This window comes from Kitasatospora purpeofusca, assembly GCF_042691725.1.
In the GTDB taxonomy this organism is placed as follows: Bacteria; Actinomycetota; Actinomycetes; order Streptomycetales; family Streptomycetaceae; genus Kitasatospora; species Kitasatospora purpeofusca_B.
Window position 1 is genome coordinate 4,677,019 of the sequence record NZ_CP170483.1, and the last position, 16,270, is coordinate 4,693,288.

The window sequence follows — 16,270 nt, forward strand, 5'->3', positions numbered from 1 at the left end:
GGCATCTCACTCCTACGGGTGAGTGCGATCGGTATCGTTCAGGGCACCCGACCGGGGTGGACCGGGTGCGTTCCCAGATCCCGGGCACGGCGGCGATCCCGACCGTGGCGGGCGAACGCAGCGGGAAAGACAGAAGGAGAGCGACCGTGACCGCAGCACAGGGCCCCCGCCTCAGGCCGACCCTGGACGGCATCCCCAGCTACAAGCCCGGCAAGCCCGCCGGCGCCGACGCGTACAAGCTGTCGTCCAACGAGAACCCCTACGAGCCGCTCCCCGGCGTGCTGGAGACGGCGGTCGCCGCGGCCGGCCGGCTCAACCGCTACCCCGACATGGCCGCCACCGAGCTGACCGCCGTGCTGGCCGAGCACTTCGGCGTGCCAGCCGAGCACATCGCCACCGGCACCGGCTCGGTCGGCGTCGCCCAGTCGCTGATCCTGGCCACCGCCGGCCCCGGCGACGAGGTGATCTTCGCCTGGCGCTCCTTCGAGGCCTACCCGATCATCACCCAGATCGCCGGCGCGACCCCGGTCCCGGTGCCGCTCACCGCCGGCGGGGACCACGACCTGGACGCGATGCTCGCCGCGGTCACCGGGCGGACCAGGCTGATCTTCGTCTGCAACCCCAACAACCCCACCGGCAACGTGATCCACCGCGCCGAGCTGGAGCGCTTCCTGGACGCCGTCCCGTCCGAGGTGCTGATCGTCGTCGACGAGGCGTACATCGAGTTCATCCGCGACCCCGAGGTGCCCAACGGCATCGACCTCTACCGGGACCGCCCGAACGTCTGCGTGCTGCGGACCTTCTCCAAGGCCTACGGCCTGGCCGGGATGCGGGTCGGCTTCGCGATCGCGCACGAGCCGGTGGCGAACGCCCTGCGCAAGACCGCGGTGCCGTTCGGCGTCACCCAGCTCGCCCAGGACGCCGCCGTGGCCTCGCTGCGCGCCGAGGACGCCCTGATGGTCCGGGTGGACGCGCTGGTCGAGGAGCGCGGCCGGGTGGTGGCCTCGCTGCGCGCCCAGGGCTGGGAGATCCCGGACTCGCAGGCCAACTTCGTCTGGCTGGAACTGGGCGAGCGCTCGCAGGACTTCGCGGCGGCCTGCGCCGCGGCCGGCGTGATCGTCCGCCCCTTCCCGGAGGGCGTGCGGATCTCGATCGGCGAGGTCGAGGGCAACTCGATCTTCCTCGCGGTGGCGGAGGCGTTCCGCAAGGAGCTGTAGGCCCTCGCGCGGTGCGCGGCGGAGCGGGAGGCCCGGTGGGGCCGCCCGCTCCGCCGCGGCGTTTCCGGGGCCGGCCGGGGCCCGGCGGGGGCCCGGCGGATCAGGAGTGCCTGGGGGTTCCTGGGAGGCGGCTGGAAGGTCGGTCAACGGTTCGCCCGGCGGCCGCCAAGGCGCCACCCGGCGGCGGGCGAACCGTGGACATATGCCCGGTTCGGGCGGTCAGCCATCTCCCAGGCGGCGTCCAGGACGGCGCAAGAGCGCCCCGGGATGCTGTCCGCCATGAAGGTGTTCCCGCGACGGCGAGGTGCCGTCCTCGTCAACTCCGCGCTCGGCGTGGCCCTGGTCGGTGCCGCCGCCCTGGCGTACACGGTGCTGGACGACGGCACCGGTACGGCGGCGGCCAAGACCCCGGTCCGGACGGCGACCGTCACCAAGGGCACGGTCCTGGCCACGGTGTCCGGAACCGGCACCCTGGCCTCGCCCACCGACGCCGCCCAGGACTTCACCACCGGAGGGCGGCTCACGGCCGTCAAGGTCGCCGTCGGTGACACGGTGACCAAGGGGCAGGTGCTCGCCACCGTCGACACCACCTCGGCCCAGCAGCAGGTGGACGCCGCGCAGTCCGCGCTGAACACCGCCACGGTCAACCTGGCCAAGGCCCGGGCGGGGGTCACCACAACCACCGTCCAGCAGCTGCCGGCCAGGTCCAACGGCTCGTCCGGGTCCTCCGGGTCGGGCGGGTCGGGCGGGTCGGGCGGACGCGGGGCGGGCGGGAGCAGTACGCCCGCCCCGCAGTCCGACCCCTCCGCGCAGACCGGCCCGTCCGCGCAGGCCACCGTCCCGGCGGCGCAGAACACCGTGCCCGAGCCGCAGACCACCACCATCAGCACCACCAAGGTCGACGACGCGGCGGTCGCCCAGGCCGAGCAGCAGCTCGCCACCGCGCAGACCAGCCTCGCCAACGCCCAGGCGGCGCTGGCCGGGACGACGCTCACCGCGTCGGTGGACGGCACGGTCGCCTCGGTGGCGGGCAAGGCCGGCGACACGGTCGGCTCGACCGGCGGCGGTTCCTCCTCCGCCTCGTCCGGCACCAAGTCGTCGTCCGGCTCCTCCACCGCCCCCAGCGGCTTCATCGTGCTGACCAACCCGACCGGGATGCAGGTCACCGCCAACTTCTCCGAGCTGGACTCGCTCAAGCTGAAGAAGGGCGAGGCCGCCACCGTCACGCTGAACGCGCAGTCCGACAGCAGGTTCAACGCCTCCGTGCTGTCGGTCAGCCCGCTGCCGGTGAGCGGCTCCGGCGGAGGGTCGTCCGCCGTCCAGTACGCGGCGACGCTCCAGATCTCCGGGGACGTCAGCAGGCTGCGCACCGGTCTGAGCGCGACCGTCTCGGTGGTCACCGGCGAGGCGGACGACGCCCTCTCGCTGCCCACCGCCGCCCTGTCCGGCACCGGGGCGAGCCGGACGGCCACCGTGGTGCACCCGGACGGCGGCACCGAGCGGGTCACCGTCGAGGTGGGTGTCGAGGGCGACACCACGGTGCAGGTGGTCTCCGGGCTGGCCGAGGGCGACAAGGTCGAACTGGCCTCCACCAGCGGCTCGAACGGCTTCCCCAACGGCTCCTTCCCGGGGGCCGGCGGCAACCGGGGCGGCGCCGGCGCGGGCGGTGCGGGCGCGGGCGGTGCGGGTGTGGCCGGGATCGGCGGCGCTGCGGGCGGCGCGGGCGCCGGCCGGGGCGGTGGCCGCTGATGCCGCACCGCCTCCCCGCCCTCCCCGCCGGCCCCGAGGCACCGGCCCCGGTGATCCGGATCCGCCGCCTCACCAAGTCCTACGGCCACGGCGACGCCACCGTGCACGCGCTGCGCGGCCCCGACGATCCGGCCACCGGCGCCCCGCTGGGCGTCGACCTGGACATCGAGCAGGGCGACTACGTCGCCGTGATGGGCAGCTCCGGCTCCGGCAAGTCGACCCTGATGAACATCCTCGGCTGCCTCGACGTGCCGACCTCCGGCCGCTACCTGCTGGACGGCATCGACGTCGGCCACCTGGACGAGCAGCAGCTCGCGCTGGTCCGCAACCGCAAGATCGGTTTCGTCTTCCAGTCCTTCAACCTCGTCCCGCGCACCACCGCGCTCGCCCAGGTCGAACTGCCGCTCGCCTACGCGGGCGTGCGGTCCGCCGAGCGCCGCCGCCGGGCGCTCGCCGCGCTCTGCCTGGTCGGCCTGGCCGAGCGCTCCGGGCACCGGCCGAACGAGCTCTCCGGCGGCCAGCAGCAGCGCGTCGCGGTGGCCCGGGCGCTGGTCACCGCGCCCGCGATGCTGCTCGCCGACGAACCCACCGGCAACCTGGACAGCCGCTCCACCGAGGAGGTGCTCGCCCTCGTCGACGGCCTCAACGCCACCGGCCGCACGGTCGTGCTGATCACCCACGAGGACGAGGTCGCCCGGCACGCCAAGCGGGTGCTGCGGCTGGTCGACGGCGCGATCGTCGCCGACGTCCGGCAGGCCCCGGTGGACGGGCCGCCGCCGGCGCTGCTCCGGGCGGGGGTGCCGGCGTGATCCTCTGGCAGACGCTCCGCTTCGCCGCCGGCGGCCTGGCCGCCAACAAGGTGCGCTCCGCGCTCACCATGCTGGGGGTGCTGATCGGCGTCGCCTCGGTGATCCTGCTGCTGGCCGTCGGCAACGGCTCCTCGGTCGCGGTCAAGGAGTCGATCACCTCGCTCGGCACCAACGCGCTCACCGTGACGTCCGGCTCCGCCACCGGCGGCGCGCGCTCGGCCGGCGCCGCCAGGAAGCTGACCGTGGCCGATGCCAGGGCGCTGGCCACCGAGGCGGACGCCGGGGCCGTCCGGTCGGTGGCGCCGGTGGTGACGGCGAGCGGCACCGCGTTGTACGGGGACATCTCCTACAACCCCGGCTCGATCGTCGGCACCTACCCGGCGTACTTCGAGACCGCCAACCAGAAGGTCGAGCACGGCGAGTACTTCACCGAGGACGACGTCCTGAACTCCCGCAAGGTGGCGGTGCTCGGGGCGACCACCGCCAGGCAGCTGTTCGCCGCCGCCGACCCGGTCGGCAGGACGGTGACCGTCGGCGGGACCCCGTTCACCGTGGTCGGCGTGCTGCAGGCCAAGGGCGGCACCGGCTTCACCGACCCCGACGACGTGCTGATCGCCCCGCTGCCGACGGTGCAGAACGCGTTCACCGGCTTCGGCTCGGTCAACCAGATCCTGGTCCAGGCGGGTTCGGCGGACAGCACGGCGCAGGCCCAGTCCGAGATCACCCGCGTCCTGCTCGGCACGCACGCGATCGCCGACCCGGGCAAGGCGGACTTCCGGATCAGCAGCCAGGCCTCGCTGCTCAGCGCCCGCGAGTCGACGACCAGGACCTTCACGGTGCTGCTCGGCGCGGTGGCCGCGATCTCGCTGCTGGTCGGCGGGATCGGCATCACCAACATCATGCTGGTCACCGTCACCGAGCGGACCAGGGAGATCGGCATCCGCAAGGCGCTCGGCGCCCCGCGCGGGGTGATCCTCGGGCAGTTCCTCACCGAGGCCACCCTGCTGTCGGTGGTCGGCGCCGGGCTGGGCGTGCTGGCCGGGATCGCCGGTGCCCGCTTCAAGATCGTCGGCATCGAGCCGGTGGTGATCCCCGAGTCGGTGCTCGGAGCGTTCGGCATCGCCGTCGCCATCGGCCTGTTCTTCGGCAGCTACCCCGCCAACCGGGCCGCCTCGCTGCGCCCGATCGACGCCCTCCGGCACGAGTGACCAAGGACCGCAGACCATGAGCGACGAGATCGAGCCGCGCACCCCCGCCGAGCAGGTCGCCCTGCTCTCCACCGCGCCGGACGCCCGGGACGTCAGCGGTGAGCTGGCCGCGCCGCCGCGCCGCCGGCTGCCCTGGGTCCCGCTCGCGCTGTCCGGGGCGGTGATCGCCACGGCGGCGTTCGCCGGCGGCGTCTGGTACCAGAAGGACCGGGGCCCCGACCGCGCCGGCGGATCCGGCCGGACGACGGCCGCCGGGGCCCAGCAGCCGCGGGGGGCCGGAGCGACCGGTTTCCCCGGCAACGGCACCGGCACCGGCAACGGCACCGGCAACCGCCGCAACGGCCAGGGAGGTCAGGGCGGTCAGGGCGGTCAGGGCGGTTTCACCCGGGGCACGGTCAAGGCCGTGGACGGCACCACGGTCTACCTCACCGACGCCAACGGCAACACGATCAAGGTGACCACCGCCGACAGCACCAAGGTGCAGCTCAACAAGGAGGGCAAGGTCGGCGACCTGCAGCCCGGCCAGAGCGTCACGGTGATGGGCACCCCCTCCGGCGACGGCGGCTACGCCGCGACCCAGCTGGTCGAGGGCACGGCCGGCTTCGGGGCGGGCGGAGCCGGCGGGCCCGGCGCCGCCCCCTCCCGGTCCGCGTCCGGCGGCTGACCCGGCCGCCCCGGACGCCCGCGCGGCCCGGCCCCACCTCCTCCGGGGGGCCGGGCCGCGCACCCCCTCGCCGCCGCGCGGCCCGCCGCCGGAGCCGTGCGCACACCACCCAGGGCCGCCCCGCGGGGCAGCCCGGACAAAACCGCCGGATAAGGTGTTAATCCAACATTCATCGATGGCCCATAGCCTCCCCGGGCTAGCCTCGAGCTGAACGCCATCGTCCGACCGGGAGGCGGAACCCCCGTGCAAGGCACTGTGTCGACACCAGGAACCTCGGCGGTGAACAGCGGCGGGCAGGGGGAGGCCTTCCTCCTCGTCGTCGACGACGAACCGAACATCCGCGAACTGCTGTCCGCCTCACTGCGTTTCTCCGGCTTCCGGGTGGCCTCCGCCGCGACCGGCGCCGAGGCGCTCCGGCTGATCGCCGCCGACCGCCCGGACCTGGTCGTCCTCGACGTGATGCTGCCCGACCTCGACGGCTTCACCCTCGTCGAGCGGCTGCGCGAGCAGACCAGCCGCGGCCTGATCGCCGGCCCCGCCCACGGCCACCCCGGCGACCACCTGCCGGTGCTCTTCCTCACCGCCAAGGACGGTGTCGGCGACAAGGTCCAGGGACTCGCCGCCGGCGCCGACGACTACGTGACCAAGCCGTTCAGCCTGGAGGAGCTGATCGCCCGGATCCGCGCCATCCTGCGCCGCTCCGGCGGACCGGCCGAGGACGGCCGGCTGATCGTCGCCGACCTCCTCCTCGACCCGGTGGCCCACGAGGTCACCCGCGGCGGCAGCGTGGTCGCGCTCTCCCCGACCGAGTTCAAGCTGCTGCACTACCTGATGGCCAACGTCGGCCGGGTGGTCTCCAAGGCCCAGATCCTCGACCACGTCTGGGCCTACGACTTCGGCGGCGACCTCTCCATCGTCGAGTCCTACATCTCCTACCTGCGCCGCAAGCTCGACTCCGGTCCGGCGCACGGGCCCAAGCTGATCCACACCGTGCGCGGCATCGGCTACGCCCTGCGCCGCCCGCCGCAGAGCTGAGCAGCACGGAGATGACCCCCGCGGAGCCGACCAGCGCGGAGCCGGGCCCGGCCGCGCCGCCGCGCCGCCGCGGCCGGCTGTCGCTGCGCGCCCGGCTGCTGGTGCTCGCCCTCGCGCTGGTCACCACCGGGCTGGTGGTCAGCGACACCGTGGTGCTCGGGACCGTCCGGCACCAGCTGGTGCAGCGGCTCGACGAACAGCTGGAGCGCTACGGCGAGCCACTCGCCCACCGCACCCCGTCCCGGCTCAGCTGGCCGGAGAGCAAGCAGCAGCTGCCCTCGGCCGCCGGCAAGCGCAGTTCCCCGCAGTTCCTGGCCACCCTGCCCAGCCAGTACCTGGTCCAGTACCTGTCCGCCGACGGCACCGTGCTGTTCGTGGCGCGCCAGCCGGTCTCCGAGAACGACCCGGCGCCGCAGCCGGCCCGCTTCGACCCGGCCCGGGTCGAGCCCGACACCCCCTTCGACCTGGCCGACCAGCGCGGCGGCCGGGACCGCTGGCGGGCGCTGGTGGTGCCGGTCCAGCGGCAGAGCGCCCCGGTGGCCGGCGCCTTCGCCGCGCCCACGCCCTCGGCGGCGTACGTGATGGTGGCCATCTCCCGGGAGGACGTCGACGGCACGGTCGCCCGGCTGCGCACCGCCTTCCTCGGCATCGGCGCCGCCGTCCTGGTGCTGATCGCCGCGCTCGGCTTCTTCGCCGTCCGGGCCGGGCTGCGGCCGCTGCGCCGGATCGAGGAGGGCGCCCAGCGGATCGCCGCCGGCGAGCTCTCCCACCGGATGCCCGTCCTCCCGCCGCACACCGAGGTCGGCCGGCTGTCCATCGCGCTGAACGGCATGCTGGCGCAGATCGAGTCCGCGTTCGCCGCCCGCGCGGAGTCCGAGGCCCGGATGCGGCGCTTCGTCGCGGACGCCTCGCACGAGCTGCGCACCCCGCTGGCCGGCATCCGCGGCTTCGCCGAGCTGTACCGGATGGGTGCCCTGCCGACCGAGGCCGACGTACGGCGCACCATGGGGCGGATCGAGAACGAGGCGGTGCGGATGGGCGCCCTGGTCGAGGACCTGCTGGTGCTCGCCCGGCTCGACGAGGAACGCCCGCTCGACCTCGCCCCGATGGACCTGCGCACCCTCGCCGCCGACGCCCTGCACGACCTCACCGCGCTCGACCCGAGCCGCCCGGTCGCGCTCACCGGCCCGGCCGGCAGCGGCCCGCCCGGACCCGCGCCGGTCCTCGGCGACGAGGCCCGGCTGCGCCAGGTGGTCACCAACCTGGTCGGCAACGCCGTCAAGCACACCCCGCCCGGCACCCCGGTGCGGATCGGCGTGGGCACCGAGGGCGGCCTCTGCCTGCTGGAGGTCACCGACTCGGGCCCCGGCCTCACCGCCGACCAGGCCGCCCTGGTCTTCCACCGCTTCTACCGCGTCGACGCCTCCCGCAGCCGCCACGACCGCCGCGGCGGGGCCGGCCTCGGCCTCGCCATCGCCACCGCCCTCACCCATGCCCACGGCGGCGCCCTCACCCTCCACACCACCCCCGGCACCGGCGCCACCTTCCGCCTGGAACTCCCCCACCAGCGCTCGTAGCCGAGGAGAACGTCGTCGCCGCCGCGTCCGGACGCGGCGGACCTCGCAGAACTGGCGGTGCCTGCCAAGTAGGACTGTCTGATCAATCCGGCGTCTGGTTTCCCCGCCGGACGGCCGGGAAGGGCCCCGCCCGTACGCGAAGGTCCCGCAACTCCCAGGAGATTCCCGGATGGCAGCGTCAGCAGCGTCAGCAGCACGTCCCGAGGTCTCCTTCCGCCGGGACCTCTCGGAGTGGCGGATCGTGCTCGTCGCCTGGCGGCTGCTGGTGCTCCAGGCCTCCCATCCGGTGGTCGCGGCCGGGATGGGCGAGCACTCCACCTACCGCAGCCACCCCTGGCGCCGGATCGAGCACACCCTCGACAGCGGGCGGCGGCTCTTCCAGGCCGACCAGGAGCAGCTCTGGCGCGAGGTCCAGCGGCTCGACCGGGCGCACCGCCGGATCCGCGGCACCACCGAGGACGGCCGGGCGTACGACGCCCACGACCCGGCCACCCGGGCCTGGGTGCTGCTCACCCTCTTCGAAGCGGTGGCCGCCATGCGGGAGTTGAGCGGCGAGCCGTACACGGCGGACGAACTCGACTCCCTCTACAAGGAGTTCGCCGAGATCACGGCGGTGTTCGGGCTGCCGGCGGGGGAGTTGCCCGCGACCGCCGCCGAGCTGCCCGGCTACCTGCGGCGGACGACCGCCGAGCGGCTGGAGTTCACCGGGGCGGCGCGCCACCTGCTGTACGACATGCTGCACGAGGCGCCCTGCCCGCGCCGGCTGCGCTTCCTCGGGCCGGCCGGCTGGCGGGTGCTGCGGTCGGTGGTCGCCCGGGTGCTCACCGAGCTGACCGTCGCGGACCTCCCGGCGGTGTACCGCGAGCGGTTCGGCCTGGTCCGCACCCGCCGCGGCGCGCTGCTCTCCCGGGTGCTGCACCGCGGCGGCCGGGCGGTGCTGAGCAGGCTGCCGGACCGTTTCCGCTACCGCGCCCCCGGTGTCCGTCCGCCGTCCCGGCCCCGGCGGATGCCGCGCCAGGACACCCGGCCGCCCCGGCTGGACCGGTTCTTCCGGGAGGTCCTCGACCAGACCGGCGACGGCCTGCTGACGGCCCGCGACCTCCAGGCGATGGCGCACAACGTCTGCTGGCAGCTGGAGCTCTCCGAGGAGGGCGAGGCCCGGGTGTACGCCGCGTTCGAGGCGTGGTGGGAGCAGCTGCGGGCGACCATGGACACCGACGGCGACGGCCGGATCAGCCGGGACGAGTACGTCGCCGCGACGCTGGCCGGCTGCGACCGCGACCCGGCCTACCTGGAGGGCGGCCTGCTGCCCGCGCTGCGGGCGGTGTTCGCGGCGGCCGACGCGGACGGGGACGGCCTGCTGGACTTCGCCGAGTACCGGGTGCTGTTCGGCGGCCGGCGGGTGCACCCGGCCGAGCTCTCGCACGGCTTCCGCCGGCTGGACACCGACGGGGACGGCGTCATCACCGTGGCCGAGTTCGTGCGCGGCTTCATCGACTTCTTCACCGCCCGCGCCGCCTCCGCCCCCGGCACCCAGCTCCTCGGCCGGCCCTAGACACGCCCCGGCCGCGCTCGGCCGGCCCGTCGCCGGGGGCGGACGCCTCGAACAGGCCGTCCTGGATGATCCAGCGGCTGTCAATGCTACGGATCGTCCACATTCTCCGCGCCACCCGCCCCCTCGCTCGTTGTGGTTCCGGAGCCCCCTTCGCAGACTGTGCGCACGGCATCGCTGCCGGTCAAACCCACCCCGCCTGCAAATCACCTGTAAGAGTGGTGGATACTGATGCTTGTGAACGTGTTCACGTTCACAAGCGGACAAGCTTGCGCGCTTGGGCAGCGGTCTCCCGCTATAGATGAAGTTTGTCCTGAAATGTGACCTCGACAGGGTCGGTTGGAGAGAGGGCGACGTGGAACTGGCAATCGCTCACGAGACCATCGCGCGATGGCAATTCGGCATCACCACCGTCTACCACTTCCTCTTCGTCCCGCTCACCATCAGCCTCGCCGCGATCGTCGCCGGCCTGGAGACCGCGTGGGTGCGGACGGACAAGGAGAAGTACTTCCACGCCACCAAGTTCTGGGGCAAGCTCTTCCTGATCAACATCGCGATGGGCGTGGTCACCGGCATCGTCCAGGAGTTCCAGTTCGGCATGAACTGGTCCGACTACTCCCGCTTCGTCGGCGACGTCTTCGGGGCCCCGCTCGCGATGGAGGCGCTGATCGCCTTCTTCTTCGAGTCGACCTTCATCGGCCTGTGGATCTTCGGCTGGGACAAGCTGCCCAGGAAGCTGCACTGCGCCTGCATCTGGATGGTCGCGCTCGGCACCGTGCTCTCCGCCTACTTCATCCTGGCGGCCAACTCCTGGATGCAGCACCCGGTCGGCTACGCGATCGACCCGGCCACCGGGAAGGCGCAGCTCAACGACATCGCGCGGGTGCTGTTCCAGGACACCACCATCACCGTCGTCCTGCACACCCTGACCGCGGCCTTCCTCACCGGCGCGGCGTTCGTGGTCGGCATCGCCTCCTTCCACCTCTGGAAGGCCAAGCGCAAGCCGGCCACCGCGAACCCCAAGCGGGTCGCCGCGATGCGCACCTCGCTGCGCCTCGGCCTCGTCCTCGCCGTCATCGCGGGCCTCGGCACCGCGCTCAGCGGCGACCAGCTCGCCAAGGTCATGTTCCGCCAGCAGCCGATGAAGATGGCCGCCGCCGAGGCGCTCTGGGACACCAAGGCCCCCGCGCCGTTCTCGATCTTCGCGGTCGGTGACGTCAGCAAGGGCCACAACTCGGTCGAGCTGGAGATCCCCGCCGCCCTGTCCTTCCTCGCCAACAGCGACTTCAGCTCCGCCGTCCCCGGCATCAACGACACCGCCGCCGCCGAGGCCGCCAAGTACGGCGGCGACCCCAAGGACTACATCCCGAGCATCTTCGTCACCTACTGGGGCTTCCGCCTCATGATCGGCTTCGGGATGACCTCCTTCGTGGCCGGCCTGATCGGACTCTGGACCACCCGGAAGAAGCGCTTCCTGGCACCGGAGTTCCGCACCGGCGACGAGGAGGTGCCGCGGCTGATGCTCACCCCGAAGCGGGAGCTCGGCCCGTTCCTCACCAAGTGGAGCTGGCGGATCGGCATCCTCACCATGGGCTTCCCGCTGATCGCCAACAGCTTCGGCTGGATCTTCACCGAGATGGGCCGCCAGCCCTGGGCGGTCTTCGGACTGATGACCACCGCCAGCGCCGTCTCGCCCAACGTGAGCGTCGGCACCCAGATCGGCGCGCTGTGCACCTTCACCGCGCTGTACGCGATCCTCGCCGTCATCGAGGTCAAGCTGCTGGTCAAGTACGCCAAGGCCGGCCCGGCCACCGACGAGCAGCCGCCCGCCAAGGACCCGTCCCTGCGCGGCCCGGCCTCCGACGACGACGCCGACAAGCCGCTCGCCTTCGCCTACTGAGGCCACTGAGGATCGATAGGACCGACACACCATGGAACTTCACGACGTCTGGTTCGTCCTGATCGCCGTCCTCTGGATCGGCTACTTCTTCCTGGAGGGCTTCGACTTCGGCATCGGCGTCCTGACCAAGACGCTGGCCAGGAACACCGCCGAGCGGCGGGTGCTGATCAACACCATCGGCCCGGTGTGGGACGGCAACGAGGTCTGGCTGCTGACCGCCGGCGGCGCCACCTTCGCGGCCTTCCCGGACTGGTACGCCACCCTGTTCAGCGGCTTCTACATCCCGTTGCTGGTCATCCTGGTCTGCCTGATCGTGCGCGGAGTCGCCTTCGAGTACCGGGCCAAGCGGCCCGAGCCGCGCTGGCAGCGCAACTGGGAGGAGGCGATCTTCTGGACCTCGCTGATCCCGGCCTTCCTGTGGGGCGTCGCCTTCGCCAACATCGTGCGCGGCGTCGACATCGACGCGCAGAAGAACTTCGTCGGCGGCTTCTGGGACCTGCTCAACCCGTACGCGCTGCTCGGCGGCCTGGTGACGCTCGTCCTGTTCGTCTTCCACGGCTCGGTGTTCGCCGCGCTCAAGACGGTCGGCGACATCCGCGACCGGGCCCGGGCCAGCGCCCTGCGCACCGGCCTGGCGACGGCGGCGCTGGCCGCGGTCTTCCTGATCTGGACCCAGGCCGACCACGGCAACGGCTGGAGCCTCGCCGCCCTGGTGATCGCGGTGCTGGCGCTGGTCGGCGCGCTCGCCGCCAACCAGGTGGCCCGCGAGGGCTGGGCGTTCGCCCTGTCGGGCGTGACGATCGTGGCCGCCGTGGCCATGCTCTTCCTCTCGCTCTTCCCCGACGTCATGCCCTCCACGCTCAACCCGGACTGGAGCCTGACCGTGAGCAACGCGGCCTCCTCGGCCTACACGCTCAAGCTGATGACCATCGTGGCGGCGGTCTTCACCCCGCTCGTGCTGCTCTACCAGGGCTGGACGTACTGGGTGTTCCGCAAGCGGATCGGTGTCCAGCACATCCCCGGGCACGACCCGGCCGCCGCCCTCGACAAGGCCTGACGCCGTGAAGCCGGTCGACCCCCGACTCCTCGGGTACGCCCGCACCACCCGGGCCTTCCTCGCCGGGACCGTCCTGCTGGGCGCGGCGAACGCGGCCCTGGTGGTCGCCCAGGCGGGCCTGATCGCCGAGCTCGTGGTCCGCGGCTTCCAGCAGCGGGCCGGGCTCGACGAGCTCACCGCGCCGCTGGCGCTGCTGGTGCTCACCGCGATCGGGCGCGGGCTGGTCGGCTGGCTCACCGAACTGACCGCGCACCGGTCCGTCGCCCGGGTGAAGTCCACCCTGCGGCGCCGGCTGCTCGACCACGCCACCGCGCTCGGCCCGGCCCACCCGGCGGGTCGGCGCACCGGCGAACTCACCGCCCTCGCCACCCGGGGCGTCGACGCGCTCGACGACTACTTCGCCCGCTACCTGCCGCAGCTGGCGCTCGCCGTGATCGTCCCGGCCACCGTGCTGCTGCGGATCGTCGGCGCCGACGCCACCTCGGCGGCGATCATCGCCGGTACCCTGCCGCTGATCCCGCTGTTCATGGTGCTGATCGGGATGGCCACCCAGGCCCGGATGGACCGCCAGTGGACCACCCTGGCCCGGCTCTCCCACCACTTCCTGGACGTGGTCGCCGGGCTGCCGACGCTCAAGGTCTTCAACCGGGCCCGCGCCCAGGCCGCCACCATCGCCCGGATCACCGCCGACTACCGCAGGGCCACCCTGCGCACGCTGCGGATCGCCTTCATCTCCTCCTTCGCCCTGGAACTGCTCTCCACCCTCTCGGTGGCGCTGGTCGCCGTCTCGATCGGCTTCCGGCTGGTGAACGGCAGCCTCGACCTGGAGACCGGGCTGCTGATCCTGATCCTCGCCCCCGAGGTCTACTTCCCGATCCGCCAGGTCGGCGCGCTCTACCACTCCAGCGTCGAGGGCCTGACCGCCGCCGACCGGATCTTCGAGGTGCTGGAGACCCCGCTCCCGGCCGCCGGCACCGTCCCCGCGCCGGACCTCGCCGGGGCCACCGTCGAGGCCGACGGCCTCACCGTGCGCTTCCCCGACCGCACCGCGCCCGCCCTCGACGACGCCGCGCTGACGCTGCACCCGGGCGCGACCGTCGCGCTCACCGGCCCGTCCGGCGCCGGGAAGTCCACCCTGCTCGGCGTCCTGCTCGGCCTCACCGCCCCGTACGCCGGCACCGTCCGGATCACCGCCGCCGACGGGCGGACGTACGACCTGGCCGACCTGGAGCCGGAGAGCTGGCGGCGGCAGATCGCCTGGGTGCCGCAGCACCCGCACCTGTTCGCCGGCACCGTCGCCGACAACCTGCGGCTCTACCGGCCCGGGGCCACCGACGACCAGCTGTGGACGGCCCTGCGCTCCGCCCACGCCCTCGACTTCGTCACCCGGCTGGACACCCTCCTCGGCGAGGACGGCGCCGGGCTCTCCGCCGGGCAGCGCCAGCGGCTCGCGCTCGCCCGGGTCCTGCTCGCCGACGACCGTCCGCTCGTCCTGCTCGACGAGCCCACCGCCAACCTGGACGGCGCCTCGGAGGCGGCCGTGGTGGACACCGTCCGGGCGCTGGCCGCCGACCCGGCGCGCACCGTGCTGCTGGTCGCGCACCGGCCCGCGCTGCTGGCCGCCGCCGACCGGCAGGTCCGGCTGGCCGGCCCGGCCGCTCCCCCGGCCTGCCCGGCGGCCGTCCCGGTGCTCGCGCACCGCGGCCTCCCGACCCCGCCGGCGCCGCAGGACGAGCGGTCGCCCGGCCCGGACGCGGTCAAGCCCCGCCTCGCCCTCTCCGTCCTCCTCGGCGCCCTCGCGCTCGGCTGCGCCGTCGCGCTGATGGCCACCTCCGGCTACCTCATCTCCTATGCCTCCGAGATGCCGCCGGTCCTCTACCTGATGATGGCCGTCACCTCGGTGCGCGCCTTCGGCATCGGCCGCAGCGTCTTCCGCTACGCCGAGCGGCTGGTCTCGCACGACGCCGTGCTGCGCACCCTCGGCACCCTGCGCGCCGCCGTGTACCGCAGGCTCACCGCGCTCGCCCCGGCCGCGCTGCCCGCGTTCCGGCGCGGCGACCTGCTCTCCCGGCTGGTCGCCGACGTCGACGCCGTCCAGGACCACTACCTGCGCTGGCGCCTGCCGGCCGCCGTGGCCGCCGTGGTCTCGCTGGCCGCCGCCCTCGCCATGGGCGCCTTCCTGCCCGCCGCCGGGCTGGTCCTCGGCACCGGCCTGCTGCTCGCGGGCCTGGTGGTGCCCGCGCTGGCCGCCCGCTGGTCGGCCGCCGCCGAGCGCCGCCAGGCCCCGGCCCGCGGCCGGCTCGCCACCACCGTGCTGGACGCGTTCAGCGGGACGGCCGAGCTCACCGTGGCCGGCGCGCTGCCCGGCCGGCTCGCCGCCGTCCGCGCCGCCGACAGCGCGCTGACCGGGCTGGCCGCCCGCTCGGCGGCCACCGCCGCGCTCGGCACCGGGCTGATCACCCTGCTGACCGGCCTCACCGTGGCCGCCGCCGCGGCCGTCGGCCTGCGCGGCGTCGAGTCCGGGGCGCTCGCCCCGGTCTGCCTGGCCGTGGTCGTGCTCACCCCGCTGGCCGCCTTCGAGGCCGTCACCGGCATGCCGCTCGCCGTCCAGGCCCGCCGGCGCAGCCTGGCCGCCTCGGCGCGGCTCGCGGAGGTGCTGGACGCGCCCGCCGCCGTCGCCGAACCCGCCGCGCCGAAGGCCCTGCCCGAGCAGCCGCTGCCGATCGCCGTCCGCGGGCTGACCGCCCGTCACCCCGGCCAGGAGAGCGACGCGCTGTCCGGCGTCGACCTCGACCTCGCCGCCGGCCGGCGGATCGCCGTGGTCGGCCCGTCCGGCTCCGGCAAGACCACCCTCGCCCAGGCGCTGCTGCGCTTCCTCGACCAGGACGCCGGGAGCGTGCTGCTCGCCGCCGGCCGCCCCGAGGCCGTGGACAGCCGGGAGCTCGCCGGTGAGGACGTCCGCCGGGTGATCGGGCTCTGCGCCCAGGACGCGCACGTCTTCGACAGCTCGCTGCGCGAGAACCTCCGCCTCGCCCGGCCGGACGCCGCCGAGGACGAGCTGCGCGCCGCCCTCGCCGCCGCCCGGCTGCTGGACTTCACCGAGACCCTGCCGGACGGCCTGGACACCATGGTCGGCGAGCACGGCGCCCGCCTCTCCGGCGGCCAGCGCCAGCGGCTCGCGCTCGCCCGGGCACTGCTCGCCGACTTCCCGGTGCTCGTCCTGGACGAGCCCGCCGAGCACCTCGACCTGCCCACCGCCGACGCCCTCACCGCCGACCTGCTCACCGCCACCGCCGGCCGCACCACCGTCCTGATCACCCACCGGCTGGCCGGCCTGGACGACACCACCGTCGACGAGGTGCTCGTCCTGGACGCCGGCCGTGTCGTCGAGCGCGGCCGCTGGTCCGAGCTCCTCGCCCGCCCCGGCGGGCTGCTGCGGGGGATGCGGGACCGCGAGCGGGAGACCGACGGGCTGCCGCTCGCGGTCGGCCGCTAGCCGGGG

The 16,270-nt window shown here is 74.0% G+C and carries 11 protein-coding genes; all 11 read left to right on the top strand.

Annotated features, from left to right (window positions below):
* Positions 1 to 146 precede the first annotated feature (146 nt).
* Positions 147 to 1,217 carry a histidinol-phosphate transaminase gene (hisC, locus tag ACFCLZ_RS19770; protein ID WP_380277762.1) on the top strand — a complete coding sequence of 357 codons (1,071 nt, stop codon included), beginning with the start codon at positions 147 to 149 and terminating at the stop codon, positions 1,215 to 1,217.
* Between the two features lie 279 nt (positions 1,218 to 1,496).
* The gene (locus tag ACFCLZ_RS19775; protein ID WP_380277764.1) at positions 1,497 to 2,966 is read left to right on the top strand and encodes an efflux RND transporter periplasmic adaptor subunit; all 1,470 of its coding nucleotides are present in this window, start codon (positions 1,497 to 1,499) and stop codon (positions 2,964 to 2,966) included.
* The gene (locus tag ACFCLZ_RS19780) at positions 2,966 to 3,775 is read left to right on the top strand and encodes an ABC transporter ATP-binding protein (protein ID WP_380277766.1); all 810 of its coding nucleotides are present in this window, start codon (positions 2,966 to 2,968) and stop codon (positions 3,773 to 3,775) included. The genes ACFCLZ_RS19775 and ACFCLZ_RS19780 overlap by 1 nt, the downstream gene beginning before the upstream one ends.
* A complete protein-coding gene (locus ACFCLZ_RS19785) occupies positions 3,772 to 4,983 on the top strand; it encodes an ABC transporter permease (protein WP_380277768.1) in 1,212 nt (403 codons plus the stop codon). Before ACFCLZ_RS19780 ends, ACFCLZ_RS19785 begins: the two co-directional genes overlap by 4 nt.
* A gap of 16 nt (positions 4,984 to 4,999) precedes the next feature.
* A complete protein-coding gene (locus tag ACFCLZ_RS19790) occupies positions 5,000 to 5,647 on the top strand; it encodes a hypothetical protein (RefSeq protein ID WP_380277770.1) in 648 nt (215 codons plus the stop codon).
* Between the two features lie 279 nt (positions 5,648 to 5,926).
* Positions 5,927 to 6,682 (top strand): response regulator transcription factor, encoded by a 756-nt coding sequence (locus ACFCLZ_RS19795; RefSeq protein ID WP_380277771.1) that lies wholly within the window; start codon positions 5,927 to 5,929, stop codon positions 6,680 to 6,682.
* An 11-nt stretch (positions 6,683 to 6,693) separates the two neighbouring features.
* Positions 6,694 to 8,259, top strand: coding sequence for a sensor histidine kinase (locus tag ACFCLZ_RS19800; RefSeq protein WP_380277772.1), 1,566 nt, complete (start codon positions 6,694 to 6,696; stop codon positions 8,257 to 8,259).
* Positions 8,260 to 8,428: 169 nt separating this feature from the next.
* Entirely contained in the window at positions 8,429 to 9,814 is a 1,386-nt protein-coding gene (locus ACFCLZ_RS19805) for an oxygenase MpaB family protein (RefSeq protein WP_380277774.1), read from the top strand.
* Positions 9,815 to 10,166: 352 nt separating this feature from the next.
* Positions 10,167 to 11,711: a cytochrome ubiquinol oxidase subunit I gene (locus ACFCLZ_RS19810; RefSeq protein ID WP_380277776.1), complete on the top strand. Its 1,545-nt coding sequence runs from the start codon at positions 10,167 to 10,169 to the stop codon at positions 11,709 to 11,711.
* Positions 11,712 to 11,742: 31 nt separating this feature from the next.
* Positions 11,743 to 12,768 carry a cytochrome d ubiquinol oxidase subunit II gene (cydB, locus tag ACFCLZ_RS19815; RefSeq protein ID WP_380277778.1) on the top strand — a complete coding sequence of 342 codons (1,026 nt, stop codon included), beginning with the start codon at positions 11,743 to 11,745 and terminating at the stop codon, positions 12,766 to 12,768.
* Between the two features lie 4 nt (positions 12,769 to 12,772).
* Positions 12,773 to 16,264: a thiol reductant ABC exporter subunit CydD gene (cydD, locus tag ACFCLZ_RS19820; RefSeq protein ID WP_380277780.1), complete on the top strand. Its 3,492-nt coding sequence runs from the start codon at positions 12,773 to 12,775 to the stop codon at positions 16,262 to 16,264.
* Positions 16,265 to 16,270 lie beyond the last annotated feature (6 nt).

What these genes read in the sequence shown, in the direction of transcription:
- ACFCLZ_RS19775 (WP_380277764.1), top strand. Translation starts at nt 1,497, where the DNA reads ATGAAGGTGTTCCCGCGACGGCGAGGTGCCGTCCTCGTCAACTCCGCG.
- ACFCLZ_RS19780 (WP_380277766.1), top strand. Translation starts at nt 2,966, where the DNA reads ATGCCGCACCGCCTCCCCGCCCTCCCCGCCGGCCCCGAGGCACCGGCC.
- ACFCLZ_RS19790 (WP_380277770.1), top strand. Translation starts at nt 5,000, where the DNA reads ATGAGCGACGAGATCGAGCCGCGCACCCCCGCCGAGCAGGTCGCCCTG.
- ACFCLZ_RS19800 (WP_380277772.1), top strand. Translation starts at nt 6,694, where the DNA reads ATGACCCCCGCGGAGCCGACCAGCGCGGAGCCGGGCCCGGCCGCGCCG.
- ACFCLZ_RS19805 (WP_380277774.1), top strand. Translation starts at nt 8,429, where the DNA reads ATGGCAGCGTCAGCAGCGTCAGCAGCACGTCCCGAGGTCTCCTTCCGC.
- cydB (WP_380277778.1), top strand. Translation starts at nt 11,743, where the DNA reads ATGGAACTTCACGACGTCTGGTTCGTCCTGATCGCCGTCCTCTGGATC.